Source organism: Nostoc sp. (genome assembly GCF_036917515.1).
In the GTDB taxonomy this organism is placed as follows: domain Bacteria; phylum Cyanobacteriota; class Cyanobacteriia; order Cyanobacteriales; family Nostocaceae; genus Nostoc.
Genome location: NZ_JBALDE010000176.1, coordinates 36,903 through 58,508, shown reverse-complemented (window position 1 = coordinate 58,508; position 21,606 = coordinate 36,903). Strand labels below are relative to the sequence as shown.

Sequence of the window (21,606 nt, the reverse complement as noted above, 5' to 3'; positions counted from 1 at the left end):
TTAAGTTGAACAGATTATTGTCAGCAGCATAGGTGATTTCCTACGCCCTGGTTATTTCTTTTAATTATTTTAGCTTAATGGCTTTAAGCGATATAAATGCTATCTCTAGTGCTTTGGCATTTACTATTTATTTATTACCTATCTCTAAAAAGACAACACACTCTTACTAATCATTTTTTATTGGGATTATTTAGCACATAGGTAATGATTTAAGAATTACAAATTATGCCAGAATGATTGATAGTTTAGATGCTTGCCAAAGATGTTATAAACAAAAATATAATTGTAAGTTTGCTAAAATTAACCCCTTCACTTATTCATTAAGTAAAACATTTCTGTTAATGGATAGCTAGGGTTTAGCCTGTTCCCAGTTCTGACTTTTCCCGTTAAGTCTCGAAAAGCTTGCTGGTAAAGGATTTAAGAAATAGTACAGCAAATACGGTACAGTAATTGAAATCGGGTGCTAAAGGTAACAAGCAATGCTGGATTGGTGGGAAAAAAATTTTGCAACCTTAGAACTGGGCGATTACCTACGGTAGGCTGAGTCGCATAGCGACACGCTGCGCGAACGCCAACGCCGATTAAATGAGCGTGCAATGTCGATAGGCTATGCTCTCAGTCTTGGATTTGGCAAAGCGCTATCGGAAATCTTCAGTAGTGGAACAGTACTCAAGAGAGATCCGTAAGTTTTCGCTAACCCAAAAGTGGAATTTTCAAGGGTGATTGAACCGCACTGTCAAATGACGGCGGAAATGTTTATATTCTGACAGTGAGTGTCTTTGGTCAAAGTTAGAAGCACAACCTATCAGCTTTGAACAAGAAATCGAATTACCACAGACTAAACAGCGTCCTGCCCGTAAAACCAAGCTTGCTGTACGATTTTGTCCGGTTAATCTTCGTACCCCTTATCGTTTTGACAACCGTAATCCTCTACCTGTATATGCTGTGTATACCACAGAAGTTGATTGTCCAGAAGATGAAACACCCGTAGATTGGATGTTATTAACCACGGAAGTTATCGCAGATATCCAAACAGCTTCTACGATTTTACGCTGGTATACATATCGTTGGCGTCTGGAAGAATATCATAAAATTTTGAAGTCGGGGTGTCAGGTGGAACGATACAGACTCACTGCCGATGGTATAAAAACCTTAATTGGTTTCTTGAGTGTGATTGCTGTCGAACTGCTGCAATTAACTTATCTACACCGTACCCAGCCCTCAGCCCCCGCCATCGAAATTCTTAATCCCCTTGAGTTTCGGATTTTGAAAGCTAAATCTCCTAAACTACCCAAGGTGCTAACAGTTAGCTGGGCTGTGGAAGCTATTGCTCGTCTTGGCGGCTACCTTGAACATCGAAACAAAACACTTATTGGCATCCAGGTACTGTGGCGAGGCTGGTTAAAATTACACGACCTCTGTGAGGGTTGGAAGCTTGCAAAAGAGACTTAACGGGAAAAGTCAGGTTCCCAGTTCAGGGTAACTGAAAGTTTTGGGATTTTGGGTATACCACAGTTCTGAGTAAAAAAGTCAGATTCCCAACTTCTTTACTCAGCACTACTACTACCCCAGTCTCTAGTTTCTAGTTCCCATCAGCCTAACCAATTAATTTCTGCCAGCTAGCAGGTCCGATAATTCCATCAGCATCTAAACCATTTTGCTTTTGAAAGTTCTTAACTACAACCTCTGTTTGCGGGCCGTAGACACCATCATTATCAACACCTAAACGGTATTGTAAGTATTTGACAACTGCATTACCGGCATGGTTTGGTCTAAGTATTCGTTTTGCCAAAATTTGATTTATGGCATTCCATGTAGCTTCGTTAGCAATTCCAGTTGACTGAACCCCAACAATAGTCTGAAATTTTTCTACAGCAGATTTGGTGTTAGCTCCTGTGAAGCCATCTTCCACTAACGCCTTACCATTTTTATCAGTTATTTTTAGTCGATTTAAGACTTTTTGCAGTCTGAGAATCGTAGTATCTACATTATCTTCTTCATCTGGTACAGGGTTAACAGGAACACTTGCCACCTTACCAGTTAAGCCTTTGACAATTGCATTAGCCATTGCTTCAGGATTAAAAAGATTCATATCTTTTTGCGAATCCACAAAGCAACCTTCTACAAGAATCGCAGGCATATCCGTATTTTTTAGAACAAACAAGTGGGAACCACTCTTAACACCACGATTAAAAAATCCTAACTTGACGATTTCATCTAATACAGGTTTAGCAATTTTTCTACCTGTATCGCTAGTTGCAAATACTTCTGTGCCATTAGCTTGCCCGTTAAAAGAGTTAAAATGAATTGAGACGTAAATATCTACTTTACTCGCATTAGCTGTAGAACATCTTTTTGAGAGTGATTCACGTACTGTACTAGCACTACTTGGTTTACATACTACGACTTCATTTCCTAAAGCTCTTAACTTGGCTATAACTCTATTACCTACATCTAGAGTTAAATTATCCTCAACTTTGATTCCTCTAGCTCCTGTATCTGGTGGACAATTGTGCCCGCTATCAATTCCAAATTTCATTATTTAATCCTCAATTTACTTGTTTTTACACTAGTTCAAAACTCTTATAATTATATAGACAAATTTTGGTTAATAGCTTTGTTTAAATACTTGTTAGCAATGGCTGCATTCTTTTCAGCATTACTACACTATTATATCAAATAAGTTTTTGTGCAAACTTGAACAGGAACTTTAATTTGGTAAAACCCACTAATTCAAAGTTATATTGTAACTAAAAACACAACTATTATAAGTTATCAATATCGAGAGTAACCAGTAAATTTTTGCAATAAATTGAAATTTAGTAATTGCCTCCATTCTTTAGATAATAACGCTTTGTAAAAGTGGAAAGCCATGACAAAAGTACTTAGTTAGATGCCCAAATCCCGAAATCAAACGCACTCCCTGATGTGAACCTGGGTTTATAAGGTCGTAAACCCTTGACAGACTCTACCCTTGGCTTCCTGTTAACCCAGAGCAGCTTAACACATAATGCTTTACAGTATTAATAAATACGCGATCGCTTCTATACACCTGTGCGAGATTTATCAAATAAACTGCTCAAGAAACAAGGCTCAACATGGGATCTTTAAATTTTGTGAAGCTACTGGAGAATTCCATCAATGAACCCGGCTTAGGGTGGACTCTCTGCTTTATAGGGGAAGATCAATCTAACAAACTTGCAGAACTCACGCAGGAATTGAGAGGAGAATTTTCTGCAACAGGCGATGGAAAAGAGATTTTGTCAGGTTTTTCCTATTGGGGAATAGGCCCAACGATCGCCTGGGATCATGCCTGTAACGATCGATTCTATCTCGTGATGAAAGAGAGTATAGAGTCTTTTAGATATCGATGGCATCAAATTAATGCTAATAATATCAAAGATCAGAAATATCATTATGTAAGTTTAGGCGTAGGCACGGGTGAAAAAGACCAACATATTTTAAGTTTATTGTTTAACGCAAATCCCGATCTCTTTTACTTTCCAGTTGATATGAGTTCGGAGATGTTAAGGTTAGGTGTACAACGGGCAACGAGAGGCTCGCAATTGCAAGGTAGCCATGTGTTGCCAATTCAAGTTGACTTCTCAATTGAGAGAAATGTTGACGAGTTACGAAAACTACTAGATAGAGTTATCAATAACAGTCCCGTGCTATTTTCGCTATTGGGGAACACATTAGCTAATTTCCAACAAGATACAGAACTTTTGCAAACTCTTTCTAAACTAATGCGAAGTAAAGATAGGCTACTATTAGAAGTAGCTATCACTGAAGAATTAAGCGAAGAAGCGGCACAAAATGCGGCGAAAGAATACGCGAAGACTAGATCGTTTAAAGAGTTTGTCACCAGTGCATTGCTACAAAATACTGACTTACATATCGACTTAAATAGTGTATTTTTTGATGGTACCGTAGAAACTAATAGAGGAATTTTGATAAAAATCCTGTATCGTAACCTAACTGGAAATAAAATTGAGGTCATGTTACCTGACCGATCGGTAATAAATTTTGAAGACCAAGATACCATTCGTTTATATTTAACTCGGAAATATACTTCTAATGGCATCGAGCAAACTATATCAGACAGTAATCTGGTGCTGGTTGATAGGCTACACACAGTATTGGAACCACGTTTAAAGAATGGATTTGGCATGGATTTAATCTTACTTGCCCCTGACTCTTCAGGAATTAACAATAATTCTTCTGTAGCGAATGATATATGGTCTAAACGGTAAGATGTGAGATGAGTATGAAAAACCTAGTGACCTTTATCACGTTTTTCCCTTTACTTCTGGGATTTATTCTAGCTGCCTTCTGGTGGACTAGAGATGAAAAAAATTTGGAACCAATACTAACAGGTCTGGGATTATTAGCAACAATTACTGGGATTTTTGGCGAACGATGGGCATCAGCGAACGAAAAGAGGATAGAATTTCTGCGTGCCTTACTGAATGAGTGCAGATCAAATGAGGTAATTCTATCTGATAGCCGCTTCAATCCCAACTCACATAAGCCGGGACGACCAATAGTCTTTCCGCGATTAATTATATCAGTGACGGAAACCGCGATTGCATCTGATGTTTTTGCAGAGCGTCAAGATAGAGAGTTGTTTTCGCTTCTACATCAATGGCGGCATACTGCTAATGAGTTTAACCGGAGATTAGATATTACCGAGTTGCGTACATTCACAAACTTGTCAGCACAAAAAATTCGTTTGCTATACGAAGCGCTACAGCAGTCAAAAGAGTTCAATGAAGCACTTAATTTGACTCAACATATCACAACTTTTTTAAAATCAAAATATCTAAAAGGCAGTGGTGATAGTGAAGTTCTAACCCCTTCAAGGAATTACTGACCGGAATCTGTGGGTAGATATTTAACAATCAGCCTGAAAGCACGTTTAAAATTTAAGTAAAGAAATATTTCGTAGCTTACAGGCATGAAACGCATCGTCTTGATTGCTGGGTTTGAATCATTCAACGCTGACTTGTACAGAAAAGCAGCCTTTTTGGCTAACTCTCGCTGTCCTGAGTTGGATATTCGGGTATTTAGCGATCGCGATCTTACCAACAAACGCACTGAGGTAGAAGCGGCACTTGATGGCGCTGATGTGTTTTTTGGTAGCCTACTATTTGATTATGACCAGGTTGTGTGGTTGCGCGATCGCATTTCCCAAATTCCCATCCGTCTAGTCTTTGAGTCAGCCTTGGAATTGATAAGTTTAACCAAAGTGGGTGATTTTGCCATTGGCGACAAACCCAAAGGAATGCCCAAACCAGTTAAATTCATCCTCGACAAATTTAGTAATGGACGAGAAGAAGACAAACTCGCTGGTTACATCAGCTTCTTAAAAATTGGCCCCAAACTACTGAAATATGTGCCAGTGCAAAAAGTCCAAGACTTACGCAACTGGTTAATTATCTACGGTTACTGGAATGCTGGCGGTTCAGAAAACGTCGCTTCATTATTCTGGACACTAGCAGAAAAATACTTAGGTTTAAAAGTCGGCGACATTCCCCCGATAGTCGAAACCCCCAACATTGGATTACTCCATCCCGACTATCCAGGGTTTTTTGAATCGCCCCGCGAGTATTTGGAATGGTATAAAACCCATTGTAGAGACGCGATTCATCGCGTCTCCTCCCCTAATCCCGTCCCCCCAGTTATCGGAATTCTCCTCTACCGAAAACACGTCATCACCAAACAACCTTACATTCCCCAACTAATTCGCAGTTTTGAAAAAGCTGGGTTAACTCCTTTACCCATTTTCATCAACGGCGTAGAAGGACACGTGGCGGTACGAGATTTGATGACAACCGACTATGAAATTCAGCAACGACAATTAGGTAATATAGAAACTCCCTCACTATCAAGTGAAGCAGTAAAAGTAGATGCGATCGTTTCCACAATTGGCTTTCCTCTAGTGGGTGGCCCGGCTGGTTCAATGGAAGCTGGGCGTCAAATAGAAGTAGCAAAGCGCATCCTCACTGCCAAGAATGTACCTTATATTGTTGCTGCGCCATTATTAATTCAAGATATTTCCTCGTGGACGCGCCAAGGTGTCGGCGGATTGCAAAGTGTCGTGTTGTACGCATTACCAGAATTGGATGGCGCTATTGATACTGTTCCCCTTGGTGGCTTGGTGGGCGAAAATATTTATCTGGTTCCCGAACGGGTGGAGCGATTAATTGGTAGGGTGAAAAGTTGGGTAGCTTTACGGCAAAAACCTGCATCAGAACGCAAGATTACCATTATTTTATATGGGTTTCCCCCAGGTTATGGTGCTGTCGGTACAGCTGCATTATTAAATGTGCCGCGTAGTCTGCTGAAGTTTCTCCATGCACTCAAAGAACAAGGTTATACCGTGGGAGATTTACCTGATGATGGGGAAGAATTGATTCACTCTTTGAAAGAGGCGGATGAAATTGATGATACAAAAAATATCCCTACGTCTGTTAATGCCCGTACTTTAGAAAAATGGCTGGGATATCTGCAAACCTCCCGCATCGAGAAACAATGGAAATCTCTCACGGGAACTGGTATTAAAACTTATGGCGATGAATTTCAAATTGGCGGTGTGCAATTAGGAAATGTCTGGATAGGTGTACAACCACCTTTGGGAATACAAGGCGACCCGATGCGCTTAATGTTTGAACGAGATTTAACACCACATCCGCAATATGCTGCTTATTATAAATGGTTACAAAATGAGTTTCAAGCTGATGCTGTAGTTCACTTTGGAATGCATGGGACGGTAGAATGGTTGCCTGGTTCTCCGTTGGGTAATACGGGTTATTCTTGGTCGGATATTTTGTTAGGAAATTTGCCTAATCTATATATATATGCGGCGAATAATCCGTCTGAATCAATATTGGCAAAACGTCGCGGTTATGGTGTGTTGATTTCTCACAATGTACCGCCTTATGGTCGTGCAGGTTTGTATAAGGAATTGGTGGCATTGCGTGATTTGATTTCGGAGTATCGCGAAGATCCACAAAAGAATTATGTTTTGAAGGAAGGGATTTGTAAAAAAATTGTGGACTCTGGTTTAGATGCAGATTGTCCGTTTGAGGATGCTAAACGGTTGGGGATTGCGTTTACTCCAGAAAATGTGCGGATGTTTAGCGGTCATGCTTTTGATGATTATTTAGTGGAGTTGTATGAATATTTGCAGGTTTTAGAAAATCGGTTGTTTTCTGCTGGGTTGCATACTTTGGGGGAAGCACCGAATGAAGAGGAATTGGCTTCTTATTTGGAGGCATATTTTGGGGAGGAGGAAGGAATAAACCAAGAAAGAGAAGAAGAGGAAAAACTAATAAGGGATTTGTTAATGCAATCTACGGATGAGTTAACGAATTTGTTAAGGGGATTGAATGGGGAATATATTCCGCCTATGCCTGGTGGGGATTTGTTGCGGGATGGGGCTGGTGTTTTACCGACTGGGAGAAATATTCATGCTTTAGATCCTTATCGGATGCCTTCACCTGCTGCTTATGAACGGGGACGGGAAATTGCTCAAAAAATTATCGCCCAGCATTTGGATGAACATGGGAAATATCCAGAAACGGTGGCGGTGATGTTGTGGGGATTAGATGCGATTAAAACTAAGGGTGAATCTTTGGGGATTTTGTTGGAATTGGTGGGAGCTGAACCTGTTAAGGAAGGAACTGGTAGAGTTGTTCGTTATGAATTGAAGCCGTTGGCGGAGGTTGGACATCCCCGCATTGATGTGTTAGGTAATTTGTCTGGGATTTTCCGGGATAGTTTTGTCAATATTATCGAATTGTTGGATGATTTATTTCAACGGGCGGCTGATGCTGATGAAGCGGATGATCAGAATTTTATTAGGAAACACGCTTTAGCTTTAAAAGCCCAAGGTGTGGAAAATGCATCGGCGAGATTGTTTTCTAATCCGGCGGGTGATTTTGGTTCTTTGGTGAATGATCAAGTTGTGGATGGTAACTGGGAATCTGGCGAGGAGTTAGGTAATACTTGGCAAAGTCGCAATGTATTTAGCTACGGGAGAGAAGATAAAGGTCAAGCTAGACCAGAAGTGTTGAATACGTTGTTAAAAACTAGCGATCGCATTGTTCAAGAAATCGATTCGGTAGAATATGGTTTAACTGATATTCAAGAATATTACGCTAATACCGGCGGTTTGAAAAAGGCAGCAGAAAAACAAGGTGGTAAGAAGGTTACAACCAGTTTTGTGGAAAGTTTCTCGAAGGATACTACACCGCGCAAGTTAGATGATTTGCTGCGAATGGAATACCGCACTAAGTTGGTAAATCCCAAATGGGCGCAAGCGATGGTGAATCAAGGTTCTGGTGGTGCTTTTGAAATTTCCCAACGGATGACAGCGTTGATTGGTTGGGGTGGTACTGCCGATTTTAGCGATGATTGGGTTTATGACCAAGCCGCTGATACTTATGCATTAGATGCAGAGATGGCGGATAAATTACGCAAAGCAAATCCTGAAGCTTTTCGCAATATTTTAGGGAGAATGTTGGAAGCGCATGGGCGGGGTTTCTGGGAAGCTGATGATGAGAAGTTAGATAAGTTGCGGCAATTGTATGAGTTGACAGATGAAGAGTTGGAGGGAGTGACAGTTTAATAAAACATCAAAAATGCGATTCTTTTTAACCAGCGCCCTGCTACATACCAGGCTTACAGCAATTTGCAAGGGTAGTACAACTAACTGTGCTACCCTACTCTAACTTTAATTTTCAAAGGGTGTATTCCGTTCAATTGAAAACTGCTATAAATATCACACAGTGATATAAAACTAAAGCTATTTATTGCTCAAAAACCCCAAACCAAGTACCATTGCCGTATCCTACATTAACTAAGTCGTATCCTTGATTCCACCTGCTCTGAATAGCAGCTGTAAAATCACTAAAATTACTTGCGTAGTTATAAGCACTAGTACCTGGTGTGTCTTGAAAAATCCCAAACCAAGTACCATTACCGTATTCTACATCAACTAAGTCGTATCCTTGATCCCACCTGCTCTGAATAGCAGTTGTCAAATCACTAAGACTACTTGTGTAGTTATAAGCGTTACCACCTGGTTTGTCTTGAAAAACCCCAAACCAAGTACCATTGCCGTATTCAACATCAACTAAGTCATATCCTTGATTGTACCTGCCCTGAATAGCAGTTGTAAAATCACCAAGATTTCCATTGTAGTTATAAGCACTATTACTTGGTGTGTCTTGAAAAACCCCAAACCAAGTACCATTGCCGTAGTCAACATCAACTAAATCGTATCCTTGATTGTACCTGCTCTGAATAGCAGTTGTAAAATCACCAAACTTACCTGTGTAGTTATAAGCGTTACCATCTGGTTTGTCTTGAAAAACCCCAAACCAAGTACCATTGCCGTATTCAACATCAACTAAGTCGTATCCTTCATTGTACCTGCCCTGAATAGCAGTTGCAAAATCACTAAGATTTCCGTTGTAACTGTAGGCGTTTGTAACCATAACTGTATTTTCCTCCAAGATTAAAGTTTCTCTAAATATGGCGCTAATTCAAGTTCGCTGTTTTGAAAACTATAAATCTCGGACGTAACCTGGTCTCAATTGAGCAATATAATTTAAAAAAACTTGCAGTTTAGTAATTCTGACTGGGCGATATAAACAGCTATTAAGCTGTTAGAATAAGCCTCATAAACTTATCTTTTTTTACCATAAAGCTCTTCAAACTTTATCTCATAAGCTTTTCATATTATCCATCAATTGAAGGAAAGAGCGCACTTGCAGATTTTCTCAGTCTTGGAAATGGAGATCAAGAAATCATCGAACATTGGATAGTTAAATCTCAACCTATTTCTAACTGGGTTGAAGTTGTAAGACTCGCAAAAGTTCTGCAGAATGCAACGCTTCATGGCGTTTCAGCAAGTAAAGTTAAAGAATGGGGACTCCAAAAGCCGCTTCTAACTTTATCAGATAACCTGGTAGAAATTGTTGTGGCTGGAATGCAAAAGCTAATCTAGTTATAGATTTTAATTGAGGTCTTTGAGGTTAGGTATGGAAAATTCTTTTACTGCTGTATATGAACAGTTAAATGATTGGTATATTGGCTACGTTCAAGAGTTACCTGGTGCAAATGTCCAAGAGATAACTTTGGAAGAAGCTAGAGAAAGTCTACGGGAAGCGATAGAGTTAATTCTAATATCAAATCGGGAACTCGTAGAGCAACAACTCTCCGGTAAAGATGTCGTCTGTGAACAGATTACTGTCAAATTATAGTGAAAAGATGTGAATTGATTCAGAGGTATTATCTCAGACAACAAGCAAAAGCGATGTCTACGACGGGCTACGCCTACGCTCCTACGCTTGAGACTGTGAAAATTTAAACCTTTGCAGCTAAGATTACTTCATGTATAAGAAAGGCTTAAGTTTTTCTTGCAAATGTATAAGTCGTTGCTGCAAAGGCTTAATACTTTGCAACAAATGCTTTTCCATATATAAGAAAGGCTTAAGTTTTCTTGCAAATGTATAAATCGTTGCAGCAATTGTTTAATACTTTGCAACAAATGTTCTTCCATATATAAGAAAGGCTTAAGTTTTATTGCAGCAATTGTTGTAATTAAATTATGAATCTATTTAATACCTGGGAGAAAATATAGTCTAAGTGAAATTAACTAAACTATTAAAGATGTGATCGTGACTGATTTGTTATATTTTCCCATGACAATCAGAAATACTTTGGTATAAAACAGTACTAATAAATTAATAGCAAAGATGCATTATGGCACGTCGTAAAAGAAATTCCAGCGTTTTAGAACGAGCTGATCGCCGGATTGAAAGTTTACAATCTATCAGTGTAGAACTTGACTTTGGGGAAGGATTGACTATACAAGCTTACACCATGACAATTAACGATCTCCGGTCTAAGCTTGCTGCCTACAACACTGCATTATCTACTATTGACAAACTCACAGATGATGTGAATAACGCCGAACAGGCTGTAATAACGATGTCAGAAAAAATGTTACTAGGAGTTGGCAGCCGTTACGGTAAAACCAGCCCAGAATATGAGATGGCGGGTGGTGCTAGACGAGGTAATACCAAGAAAAAGCGAAGCGTACTAGACAATTCCAAAGTTACCAATTCTTTAGCAGCCGATTCTGTTCAGCATTCTTCTGTAAATGGATCTATGAATGGGGTGTCGGGTGCGATCGTGAGTTGAGTAAAATATATATCTTGCTGATCATATGGTCTGCTGGTGGAATAAAACTGGCATAAACTTTCCATCCATCTGTGACGTAGAAATAATATTGCCAACAGCAAACTTTCCGACCACAAAGGTTGAAATGTTTCGGCACTATGATCTCCTAAAACCCAAGTTAGAATACCTTCTCTTCGAGAGGCTTCGCCAACACGAAAGTGATTTACAGCCGTCGACAACCAAATTTTGTTTTTTTGAACTGGTAAAAGTTTCCAGTTCATCTAACTCGCCAACCGTTGGTATCTCGGGTGTTAGTGGTGTATCTGGAAGTTGCTCATTGATTTGTTTTAGCTAGTAAATTACAGTTGTATGATCAACACCTTTGTCATGCTCAATGGCTCGCAGCCCCATACCATTAACGTCGGCTTTTAGGCATTCTTGTTTTACCTGATTTGAGGACCTCTTGGTGGACTATAAACATCAATAAATTGACGACCACACTTAACACATATCTAATTGTGTTACCTCGCCGCTTTTCGTTTTTTCTGATCTCCGTAGACTCACAGTATGGACACTGCACAGTAGAACACCTCAATTCATCCCTTTGTTATGCAACGCCAGAACTTCTTGCAGACGGCTTCTAAACTCCCCTTTGGGATGACCTCCTTTTACTTCACCAACAATTTGAAATTCCCCCTCTGGAGAATTGCAGATAATGTAAGTAGGCCATCCCATTTCTGATTTATCGGGATATTGAGTCAATAAAACCTTGCGATACTTGCGGTAAGCAGTTGTATCTTGCATCTTTACATCGATAAACTCTAAACCCAGTTCTTCAGCCACTTTTTTGTCATAAAAAGACATTTTATGGCAGATGCCGCACTCTTCTGAAGAGAACTTAATTACAGCTAAACTCATGGGTTGGCTACTCTTTGATTATAAACAAAGTTTTTTAGCATAATGCCATGAAATATTACCATATAGCTGGTCATTAGTGTCAATCTAAGGCTGAAACCCCGATCCAGTATTTTTCATTTTTCTCTAATAGTAGTCTGTCAAGTTTTAATTCATAGGTTCATTGGTGACAAACCAGTGTGATGTCTACGATGGTTACTGAGTCAAGTCGTACCACTTGCCTACGGCACGCTACGCGAACGTGGAAGCAAGCTACGTGCAGCCTCTCGTAGAGAAGTGCGAGCTACTCCTACGTCCAAATATCAAGTAGGATGTGAAGGTCAGTTGAAAGCTATTCACTATCTGGATTTGAGCTTGTATTTAACAATATCCAAATCTCGATTCAAAAAAATAAGGTGCGTTAGCTGTCTTTGTAACGCACCATCTATTAGCAATTGCAGATTAATAAATCCAAATTCCTTATTCTTCTGGCTCTAAATCTACTTCTTCCTCTTCATCTTCGTCACTGGCTTTAGCTACGGAGTTAGCAGAAACAACAGCGCCTTTATCTAGCTTTTCACGCACTAGTTTCTTAATTTCTTCAGCAAATTCAGGCTTTTCTTCTAAATACTTAATGGCGTTATCTCGTCCTTGGGAGATATTATCGCCATTGTAACTATACCAAGCTCCTTTGCGGACAATAATGCCAGTTTCTTCTGCTAAGTCAACAAGACAACCCAAGGTAGAAATACCTTTACCAAAAATAATGTCAAATTCCGCTATTCTAAAAGGCGGCGCTACTTTATTTTTGGCGACTTTGACTTTTACACGATTACCAAATTCATCTGTACCTTTTTTCAAGGTTTGAATTCGGCGAATGTCCAAGCGCACCGAAGCGTAAAACTTCAATGCATTACCACCAGTTGTGGTTTCTGGGCTACCGTAAGTAACACCGATTTTTTGCCGCAACTGGTTGATGAAAATTACTGTACAACCGGATTTACCAATATTACCAGTAATCTTACGTAGAGCTTGGCTCATTAACCGTGCTTGCAGACCAACGTGAGCATCACCCATATCGCCCTCAATTTCAGCACGGGGAACCAACGCTGCTACTGAGTCTATAACTACAATATCAACCGCAGCAGAACGAACGAGCTGATCGACAATTTCCAAAGCTGATTCGCCTGTGTCAGGTTGGGAAATCAGCAGATTGTCAATATCTACACCTAATGCCGCAGCATAAGTAGGGTCTAGGGCGTGTTCAGCATCAACAAAGGCAGCAATACCGCCATTTCTTTGCACTTCGGCGAGCGCATGTAGTGCTACTGTAGTCTTACCAGAACTTTCTGGGCCATAAATTTCTATTACCCGCCCCTTGGGTAAACCACCACCCAATGCTAAATCTAGGGTGAGCGCCCCACTGGAAATCGTTTCCACCCGCATCCGGGTGGCATCGCCCAAGCGCATGATTGCTCCTTTACCAAAGCTGCGCTCAATCTGGTTGAGCACCATAGTCAGCGCTTTTTGCTTGCCTGAAGTATCGGTGTTGATAGCCATTCCTGTCTCTAATGCCTCTAAATATATGGTTTTAAGGAGTGTTGGTTTTGGAGTTTGAGTAGAACAGATATACTATTTTAACCAGAAAATTCTGGAATAGGACTTCTCAAATCAAAAAAAGGGTGTGACAAGATCGTAACTCGATCGCTACCAGATTAGGGTAGTCTTGCACAATGATACCAACTTGCATTCAGAGATAGCTTTTTTTAGCTGGGTAAGCAAGGGTTTTCAAAGAAAAAATTACCTAAAAAACTCACCTTACGCAGTGTACATAGTTAGACTGCTTGATTTTGGAGAGATATAAAGCTTAGTATAAGGTGGCGCGATCAATCAATAAAACCGTTGAATCTTACTCACTTATAACATAAACCGCAGTATTCTCCGGCATCGATAAGTTTAGTAAAGTTAGCGTCCTTGTTGAAGAAAGCCTGTTGGCATTGAAATTATATACTGATATAAATGTAATATAAATTACAATTATTATTCTAAGCAAACGTGAATAAGTCACAGGCTATTAAGCTACTTGAAAGTGAGGCATGGACAAAAGCAGATGCTATGCGTGCTTTGGAAGTAATTGACTTTAGTACCAATCCTGATGAGATTACCATTCGCAGAGCTATTTCGCTTTTTGCTGGTTCTGAACTAATTAAGCGTCAGCGTCTTCAAGCTGCTCAGAAAGCTCTGGTAACGAAAAAAACTAAAAAGATTGAGTTGAAGGAGCAGGAGTATGCTGCCAAAATTGACCAAGTTAAAAAGTATCAAAAACAGGAAAGGGAAAAATACGAAGCTGAAATTAAAGGCTTGTCTCAGAGAAATAATATTTTAGAAGTTGAAATCAAGACAATATATTCTCAAAATAAAAACTTAACAGAAGTAAATGAGCAACTTCAAAAAGACAATAAAGCTATGAAAAATTTAGTTGATCAAATTAGGCTTCAGCTAGCTATGAATACTAAAAAAATTCTCCAATATGAAGATAGTGAGATTCGCAAAGCAGTTATTACTTTTTTTAAATGGACGCTAGGCTAAAGGACTGACTCTATGACTGACAAAAAGGGGAAAAAAAGAAATTTTAAAGGAATGAGTTATCGTGATGTTCAACGTGCTAACTCAAAGAGTCGAAGTAAGCTTCACAAAGAAGATCAATTTTTATTAAAAGAAAAATCTTATAAAAATATTGGATGGAATAATATTATTAATCTTTATCAAAAAATAGAGGAAATTTTAAATAGATATCAAGTTGAAGATTTAACACTTGAGGAATTATTTTTAGAGGTTGATCGTATTGGAAATAAATACCTCACGATAAAAGAGATAGAAAATTTTAATCAAAACTTCTCTAGAGAAGTAAATGAGATTTCAGACGAAATAGATAAGCAATTTCCTGATACAGAAATAGAATTTATTGATTTCAGTAAAGAGACTAGCAAAAGATATCAGAAGAAATCTAATCAAAAGTCATATAGAACTGTAAAATTTTAGTGAGAAAGACAATGAGCCTTAAAGATAAAGAACTTAAAGAATTATTTGAGCTTGCGGATAAAATTGGTAGCAAGCGATATAACAGACTAACTAATCAAGATTTTGAAAATTATAGAAAATTCGATTACTGGCGATATGTTAATGGACATTTTGAGTGTGGAACAACTCAAGAAAGTAAAGATTGGGTGAGAGAAAATTCCAACTGGTACTGTCCAATTTGTGGCTCTCACTACTCTGATAAAGGTGGTAAGAACATAGATCACAAACTACCTCGGTCACAGTATCCTTGGTTATCAATGGAATTCAAGAATTTATGGGTCATTTGTGAGGTTTGTAACAAAGAAAAGGGTGAAATGCATTGGTACAAGTATGAACACTATATATTTGTTCACTATCCCGATGTTTATCTTGCTGTAAAGATGGCACGTCCTAGCCAGTTACTCCAGTCTTTGAAGGATTAAACTAAATAGCCTAATCACCTATTGCTTTAATACCCACTGGAAAATCTAACATTCAATAATGAACACTGTATTATCTTGATCCAGAATTGAGGTGAGAAGATTTATCTTGTAAAATATAGTCAAAATGTCTAAAATAGTCACAATTACTATGCAGACCTACACTTTGACTGATGCTCGTAACAAACACGGTGAGGTTTTTGATAAGGCTGCTACTGAGCCAGTTCTACTAACTAAGCAATCACGGCCTAGCCATGTGATTATCTCAGCCGAAAGCTACCAAAAATTAATTAATCGGCTGGAAGAATTAGAGGATATGGTTTTTGGTCAAGCCGCTGAAGTTGCTCTGAGTCAGTCTAAAATGATTGGTACAGAGGCTTTTACATCTGCACTAGAGCATTTAGCTAATGGCGAAGCTTGATGGTCTAGCAACTGTTCTTGATTTTCTGAACGGTTTACAGCCGAAAATAGCAGCACAGATTGCAAAAAAGGTTTTGGCTTTGAATGTTGAGCCTTTACCCGCTGATAGTGAGCAGCTATCTGGTTATCAGGGTTTATATCGAGTTGATAGTGGTGAATATCGAATTATTTATAGGTATTTTCCCGATCAAGATTTAATAGAAGTGATTTTAGTCGGTAAGCGTAATGATGATGATGTTTACAAAAGATTGAAGCGTTTACTGAGTTAGCCTTTGGTTTTGATTAAAATGCTAGAATCTCTCCAGCACAAATGCTTTCAGGCATCTTTGATGATCGACCTTTCCGACTCTCTGATTCTCGATACAGCGCTTTCAGTATCTGGATTAACTGACTATATCCGCTTGCTGTTAGAGCAAGATAAACAATTACGGCAAGTTTGGGTAACTGGCGAAGTTTCCAGTGCTAACCACCATCGTAGTGGGTTATTTTTTACGCTGCAAGATCCCGATCGCACTGCTGGAATTAAGTGTGTAGTATGGAATAGCCAATTGCCAAAACTCGCTCAGATACCTGTTCCTGGTGAGCAGATAATCATTTTGGGCAGTATTCGCTTGTATCCGCAACGAGGAGAGTATCAGTTATCAGTTTGGCAGACTTTACCTGCTGGTGTTGGTTTACAGGCACTGCGCTATCAACAACTCAAAAATCGCTTGCTGGCTGAGGGGTTGTTCGACGCGCAAAGAAAGCGATCGCTCCCTACTCACCCCCAAACGATCGCTGTCGTCACTTCACCAACGGCTGCTGCTTGGGGTGATATTCAAAAAACCCTGAAGCAAAGGTATCCAGGTTTACAGGTTTTATTTTCTCCAGCAACAGTACAAGGTGAGCAAGCGCCAGAATCTATCGTTAAAGCAATTGAACGGGTGGAAAGAGATGGACGCGCCGAAGTGCTAATTTTATCGCGGGGTGGTGGCGCAGTGGAAGAGTTGGCTTGCTTTAATGATGAACGAGTGGTGCGATCGCTTGCTAGTTGTTCTATTCCTGTAATTACTGGTATCGGCCATCAACGAGATGAATCTTTAGCAGATTTAGTTGCAGATGTCTGTGTGCATACACCCACTGCGGCAGCGGAAAGAGTTGTACCAGCACTTTCAGAGTTGTATACTGAGCATCGCCAGCGAGTTGTCGCTTTACATGAGGCGGTACATGACTTTAGAGAAAATGCTGAGAATGAACTGCAAGTATTAGGGAACCGTTTGCGACGTTTGCGGTTAGATCGGCAAGTGCAACAGGAGGTGGAAAAGTTAGCTTGGAAGCGTCAGCATTTGGTACAAATTATAACGGGGCGATCGCAGCAAGCAACGCAGCATTTAGAATTATTGCGGCAAAAGTTGGCTAGTCTTGACCCGAAAGCGGTGTTACAGCGTGGTTATGCGGTGGTGAGGCAAGAAGATGGAACGATCGCTCGTTCGGCAACGGAGTTGGCTGTGGGGGAAGAGTTAATGATTCAATTAGGGCAGGGTGGGGTTAAAGTGAAGGTTGTGGAAGTGAACGAACCGCCAAGACGCCAAGGACGCCAAAAGTTGAATGATTAAACGTAAGGGTGCTTCTAGTTCTGAGGAGGGTTGGAATTATGAAGCGAAGGTTGCTGAGATAGAGGGAATTATTACTCGCATTGAGGCGGGTGAGTTGGAATTGGAAGCTGTGTTTGACCAATTTGCAACTGCTGTGGAGTATTTGCGTCAGTGCGAAGGTTTTTTGCAGCAGCGACAACAACAGGTAGATTTGTTGATTGAAACATTAAATCAAGAATAGAAGCTAGAGCCTGCTATTAAAGCTGAAACAGTCAAATTTTAACCTGCAGATCCCCGAATTATTGGAAAAGTCAGGGGCTTGTTGCTCACGAATTGATTTAGGATTGCTATAGTTAAAGCATCTATTTAAAATGTGTATATTTTAGATAAAGTTCTATTAGTCAGTTCAATATAATTAAAAAGCTAAACAGCTAAAAAGAAATAATTTGACTTAGTAAATCTCCGTTTTGACTACATATTCAACATTTCTGATTTCTGCCAAAGTTCTAATGAGGAGTTTGAGAAACTGAGAATGACTAATGAGATCATTGATTTGACAAACTGCGATCGCGAACCAATCCACATTCCCAACCTGATCCAGCCTCACGGGGTTTTACTGGTTATGCAAGATCCTACTCTGGAAATCCTTCAGGTGAGCAGCAACACCCAAGAAGTTGTTGGTCGTCAACCTGAAGAGTTGTTGGGCAAGTCGTTGTCAGATTTACTCGACGTCAAGCAGATTAAGCTGATTCAACAATGTCTGGCAGAGGATTTTGAAAGTGTTAATCCCCTCAACCTGTCCATGAAATATCTGAATAAATCAATTTACTTTGATGGCATTATACATCGTTTAAATAATATCATTATTCTGGAATTAGAACCGAAAAAAACAAAGGGTAAAACAAACTTTTTTGACTTTTCTCAACAGGTAAGAGGAACCATTACCTGCATTCAGAAAGCACCCACACTGCTGGAAATGTGCCAGATTGTGGTTACAGAAGTCCGGCGAATCACTGGTTTTGAACGCGTCATGGTCTATCGATTTGATCGGGAAGGGGCAGGCAAGGTAATTGCTGAAGACACTAATCAAGAAACACCCTATTTGGATTTACACTATCCGCCTTCTGATATTCCCAAGCGAGCCAGACACCTATACACCGTCAACTGGCTGCGGCTGATTCCAGATGCCAGCTACCATCCTGTTACCTTAATTCCAGCAAATAATCCGTTGACAAATCAACCGCTCGATTTGAGTTTATCGGTGTTACGCAGTGTTTCTCCGTTACATCTAGAATATCTGAAAAATATGGGCGTGACTGCCTCGATGTCTATTTCCCTGATACAGGATCAAAAGCTTTGGGGATTAATTGCCTGTCATCATTCCTCGCCTAAATATGTTCCTTACAATACCCGCACTATCTGCGAGTTCATTGGACAGGTGATGTCTGTGGAACTGGCAAATAAAGAAGCGAGTGAAGACATTGATTATAAAAGGCAATTGAAATCACTGCAAACTCAATTTGTGGAAGGGTTGTCTAAAGCTGAGTATTTTCTGGATGGGATGGTACAACTGAAATCTCAATTACTCAATCTGACCAGCGCCACAGGAGCGGTAATATGCAGTGGCAACCAGTGTATTAGACTGGGTAAAACGCCATCAGAGGAGGAGGTTCACGCCTTACTTGATTGGATTAAACCTCACCTGTCTCATAATTTGTTTGAGACGCGATCGCTCATTAAAGATTACCCTGCTGCCGAGTCATATAAAGCGATCGCCAGTGGCGTTTTAGCCCTGGAAATTTCTAGAGTTCATCACAATTACATTCTCTGGTTTCGTCCAGAGATAATTCAAACTGTAAATTGGGGTGGCAACCCCAACAAGCCTGTGGAAGTTTTGTCAGATGGCAGTTTAAAAATGTCTCCTCGCAAATCCTTTGAATTATGGCAAGAAACGGTGCAAGGGTCTGCCTTACCCTGGAAACCCTGTGAAGTTGAAACGGTTATTGAACTGCGAAGCCTGGTTGTCGGCGTGGTGTTGCGGCAAGCGGACAAACTGGCATCAATGAATTTTGAATTACAACGGAGTAACGAAGAACTTGATTCTTTCGCATACGTTGCCTCCCATGACTTGAAAGAACCGCTGCGGGGCATTCATAACTACGCTAACTTCTTAATGGAGGACTATGCAGACGTACTGGATAACGAAGGAATTGCCAAACTCCAAACCCTGGTGCGGCTGACCCAACGGATGGAAGACCTGATAAATTCACTCCTCCATTTCTCCCGGTTGGGACGCGCCGAACTGATCCGGCAACCAGTGAATTTAAACGAGTTAGTCCCGCAGGTAATCACCACCTTGACTATTGCCCGACCGCAGAGCAAAGTTGAGTTTCGCATTCCTCAACCTTTTAAGAGCATTCAATGCGATCGCACTCAGATTAATGAACTCTTCACCAACCTAGTTAGCAACGCCATTAAATACAACGATAAACCTGAAAAATGGGTAGAAATTGGTTTTATCGAAGGAAATGGAGAAACAAAAGTTGCTTCTACTTCTTTGATTTTCTATGTTCGTGATAACGGCATTGGTATCGCCCAAGAGTATCTCGACAAAATCTTTCAAATCTTCCGCCGCTTACATGGACGGGATGACTTTGGCGGTGGGACTGGGGTAGGGTTAACCATTGCCCGCAAAATTGTCGAACGTCACGGTGGTAAAATTTGGGTAGAATCTACCCTCACTGAAGGCAGTACCTTTTACTTCACCCTGTCGGCGGAGGCAAATACATGACTCAGATTTCAGCCTCCCATATCCAGGAAATGCCACTACTTTTAATTGTGGAGGATAGCAACGAAGACTTTGAGACACTGCAACGATTTCTAGGACGCTCTGCCATTGCGTTCGCCATTCAGCGATGTGTGAATGGCGAACAAGCCTTGGCGTTTCTTTATCGAACTGGCAGTTATGTGGAGCGCGAAAGTGCGCCCCGACCCGGCTTGATTGTGCTTGACTTGAACCTGCCCGGAACCGATGGACGAGAAGTGTTACGCCGGATTAAACAGGATGACAACTTGAAGATGATTCCGGTGGTGGTGTTTACTACCTCTAACAATCCCAAAGATATCGAAGTATGTTATCAATATGGTGTCAACAGTTATATTGTTAAGCCAATTAATTTTGCTCAACTCAAACGAGATATTCAGATGCTCGTGGAATATTGGTTTCAAGTGACGACGCTACCTGATTATCCAAAGGATTAGTCATGAGTCAGAGTTCGCGCAATTGTCTCATCGTTTTTCAGTTAGATATTGAAAACTGAGTTTTTGCCAACAAAGAAATTAACTGAACTTAGTGGATTGACCGCTTTCGTAGATATGTAAAAAAAGCTTATATTTTTTCACGATATCTAACAACGTGTTGAGTACTTATTTCTTTTTCAGAGTTTTCTGTATTGATAGCAAAAATACTAAGAATCATGTTATTTTTTGTGCTTATTAATTCTATAGAACTCAATATTGCTCGGTTAAGAATATTCATAGATTGGGTTAAGGAATGAAAACTAATCTAGACATTTTTATTTTCTAGCCTTAACTAAGAGTACTATTGCTATAGGACTAGTATTATATTTTTGAAATCCACGTAGGGTATGTTAGCAATAGCGTAACGCACCAAAAGCTTGGAATCTGCTATTGGTCTAATCTCAACTTTATCCAAAATCATAACTCGGTTTTCTGTATCCAGCAAAAACCCTGGATTTTTGGCAAATATTTTTTCCACGTCACAGATTATCGATGAAGTTAAAAAAGTAAAACTACCTGACCACAGTAATTTCAGCTTATATGTTTGCCTAAGGTAAAAATGGATAATTGGAGCTAATATCATGTTGTGTAAAAACTTATCATTCAGATTGTAAGCTTTATGAAGTAGAGAGAAAAAGGATTTTAAGATGTTTACATAAATTTCTCTAATAAATAATAAAGCAAATATACTCTTCATAAATAATTTGTATTATTGAATGAATATT

Annotated in this window: 19 protein-coding genes and 2 pseudogenes; 16 read left to right on the top strand and 5 right to left on the bottom strand. The window is 39.8% G+C overall.

Features of this window, described 5'->3' with window-relative positions:
* Nucleotides 1-596 precede the first annotated feature (596 nt).
* Together V7K89_RS36040 and V7K89_RS23745 are read left to right on the top strand one after the other, a co-directional pair.
* Nucleotides 597-686 carry an IS4/Tn5 family transposase DNA-binding protein gene (locus V7K89_RS36040; RefSeq protein ID WP_442941747.1) on the top strand — a complete coding sequence of 30 codons (90 nt, stop codon included), beginning with the start codon at nt 597-599 and terminating at the stop codon, nt 684-686.
* Between the two features lie 70 nt (nt 687-756).
* Nucleotides 757-1,452 (top strand): annotated as a pseudogene (locus V7K89_RS23745) (IS4 family transposase); the annotation flags it as partial.
* 145 nt (nt 1,453-1,597) lie between these two features.
* Here the strand turns inward: V7K89_RS23745 and V7K89_RS23740 are convergent.
* Entirely contained in the window at nt 1,598-2,539 is a 942-nt protein-coding gene (locus V7K89_RS23740) for an N-acetylmuramoyl-L-alanine amidase (RefSeq protein ID WP_335191511.1), read from the bottom strand.
* A gap of 559 nt (nt 2,540-3,098) precedes the next feature.
* On the opposite strand from V7K89_RS23740, the gene V7K89_RS23735 reads away from it, so the two are divergent.
* From V7K89_RS23735 to bchH, 3 genes are all read left to right on the top strand, one after another.
* Nucleotides 3,099-4,253: an L-histidine N(alpha)-methyltransferase gene (locus tag V7K89_RS23735; protein ID WP_335191509.1), complete on the top strand. Its 1,155-nt coding sequence runs from the start codon at nt 3,099-3,101 to the stop codon at nt 4,251-4,253.
* Between the two features lie 14 nt (nt 4,254-4,267).
* Nucleotides 4,268-4,873 (top strand): hypothetical protein, encoded by a 606-nt coding sequence (locus tag V7K89_RS23730; protein WP_335191507.1) that lies wholly within the window; start codon nt 4,268-4,270, stop codon nt 4,871-4,873.
* Nucleotides 4,874-4,957: 84 nt separating this feature from the next.
* Complete coding sequence (gene bchH / locus V7K89_RS23725; RefSeq protein WP_335191505.1) at nt 4,958-8,632, top strand: magnesium chelatase subunit H; 3,675 nt, start codon at nt 4,958-4,960, stop codon at nt 8,630-8,632.
* Nucleotides 8,633-8,813: 181 nt separating this feature from the next.
* Here bchH and V7K89_RS23720 read toward each other — a convergent pair whose 3' ends face one another.
* Complete coding sequence (locus V7K89_RS23720; protein ID WP_335191504.1) at nt 8,814-9,503, bottom strand: hypothetical protein; 690 nt, start codon at nt 9,501-9,503, stop codon at nt 8,814-8,816.
* 546 nt (nt 9,504-10,049) lie between these two features.
* Here V7K89_RS23720 and V7K89_RS23715 point away from each other — a divergent pair.
* Both V7K89_RS23715 and V7K89_RS23710 read left to right on the top strand, forming a co-directional pair.
* A complete protein-coding gene (locus V7K89_RS23715; RefSeq protein ID WP_335191502.1) occupies nt 10,050-10,271 on the top strand; it encodes a type II toxin-antitoxin system HicB family antitoxin in 222 nt (73 codons plus the stop codon).
* A 502-nt stretch (nt 10,272-10,773) separates the two neighbouring features.
* The gene (locus V7K89_RS23710; RefSeq protein ID WP_335191500.1) at nt 10,774-11,214 is read left to right on the top strand and encodes a hypothetical protein; all 441 of its coding nucleotides are present in this window, start codon (nt 10,774-10,776) and stop codon (nt 11,212-11,214) included.
* Between the two features lie 4 nt (nt 11,215-11,218).
* Here the strand turns inward: V7K89_RS23710 and V7K89_RS23705 are convergent.
* The 3 genes and pseudogenes from V7K89_RS23705 to recA form a co-directional block, all read right to left on the bottom strand.
* A pseudogene (locus V7K89_RS23705) lies at nt 11,219-11,773 on the bottom strand (IS1 family transposase); the annotation flags it as partial.
* An 11-nt stretch (nt 11,774-11,784) separates the two neighbouring features.
* Nucleotides 11,785-12,111, bottom strand: a complete 327-nt coding sequence (locus tag V7K89_RS23700; RefSeq protein ID WP_335191498.1) for a thioredoxin family protein — start codon at nt 12,109-12,111, stop codon at nt 11,785-11,787.
* A gap of 456 nt (nt 12,112-12,567) precedes the next feature.
* Complete coding sequence (gene recA, locus V7K89_RS23695) at nt 12,568-13,647, bottom strand: recombinase RecA (RefSeq protein ID WP_292865143.1); 1,080 nt, start codon at nt 13,645-13,647, stop codon at nt 12,568-12,570.
* A gap of 495 nt (nt 13,648-14,142) precedes the next feature.
* Between recA and V7K89_RS23690 the strand changes: the two genes are divergently transcribed.
* The 9 genes from V7K89_RS23690 (at nt 14,143) to V7K89_RS23650 (ending at nt 20,842) form a co-directional block, all read left to right on the top strand.
* On the top strand, nt 14,143-14,676 hold the full coding sequence (locus V7K89_RS23690) for a hypothetical protein (protein WP_335191496.1): 534 nt from the start codon (nt 14,143-14,145) through the stop codon (nt 14,674-14,676).
* Nucleotides 14,677-14,688: 12 nt separating this feature from the next.
* On the top strand, nt 14,689-15,129 hold the full coding sequence (locus V7K89_RS23685) for a hypothetical protein (RefSeq protein ID WP_335191493.1): 441 nt from the start codon (nt 14,689-14,691) through the stop codon (nt 15,127-15,129).
* Between the two features lie 11 nt (nt 15,130-15,140).
* Nucleotides 15,141-15,590 (top strand): HNH endonuclease, encoded by a 450-nt coding sequence (locus V7K89_RS23680; protein ID WP_335191491.1) that lies wholly within the window; start codon nt 15,141-15,143, stop codon nt 15,588-15,590.
* A gap of 124 nt (nt 15,591-15,714) precedes the next feature.
* A complete protein-coding gene (locus V7K89_RS23675; RefSeq protein ID WP_322656201.1) occupies nt 15,715-16,008 on the top strand; it encodes a type II toxin-antitoxin system Phd/YefM family antitoxin in 294 nt (97 codons plus the stop codon).
* Nucleotides 15,995-16,276, top strand: coding sequence for a type II toxin-antitoxin system RelE family toxin (locus V7K89_RS23670; protein WP_335191489.1), 282 nt, complete (start codon nt 15,995-15,997; stop codon nt 16,274-16,276). Before V7K89_RS23675 ends, V7K89_RS23670 begins: the two co-directional genes overlap by 14 nt.
* A gap of 18 nt (nt 16,277-16,294) precedes the next feature.
* Nucleotides 16,295-17,602 (top strand): exodeoxyribonuclease VII large subunit, encoded by a 1,308-nt coding sequence (gene xseA / locus V7K89_RS23665; RefSeq protein WP_335191487.1) that lies wholly within the window; start codon nt 16,295-16,297, stop codon nt 17,600-17,602.
* Nucleotides 17,595-17,822 carry an exodeoxyribonuclease VII small subunit gene (xseB, locus tag V7K89_RS23660; protein ID WP_335191484.1) on the top strand — a complete coding sequence of 76 codons (228 nt, stop codon included), beginning with the start codon at nt 17,595-17,597 and terminating at the stop codon, nt 17,820-17,822. The genes xseA and xseB overlap by 8 nt, the downstream gene beginning before the upstream one ends.
* 291 nt (nt 17,823-18,113) lie before the next feature.
* Entirely contained in the window at nt 18,114-20,372 is a 2,259-nt protein-coding gene (locus tag V7K89_RS23655; protein WP_335191481.1) for an ATP-binding protein, read from the top strand.
* Nucleotides 20,369-20,842, top strand: coding sequence for a response regulator (locus tag V7K89_RS23650; RefSeq protein WP_335191479.1), 474 nt, complete (start codon nt 20,369-20,371; stop codon nt 20,840-20,842). The genes V7K89_RS23655 and V7K89_RS23650 overlap by 4 nt, the downstream gene beginning before the upstream one ends.
* Nucleotides 20,843-21,606: the final 764 nt, after the last annotated feature.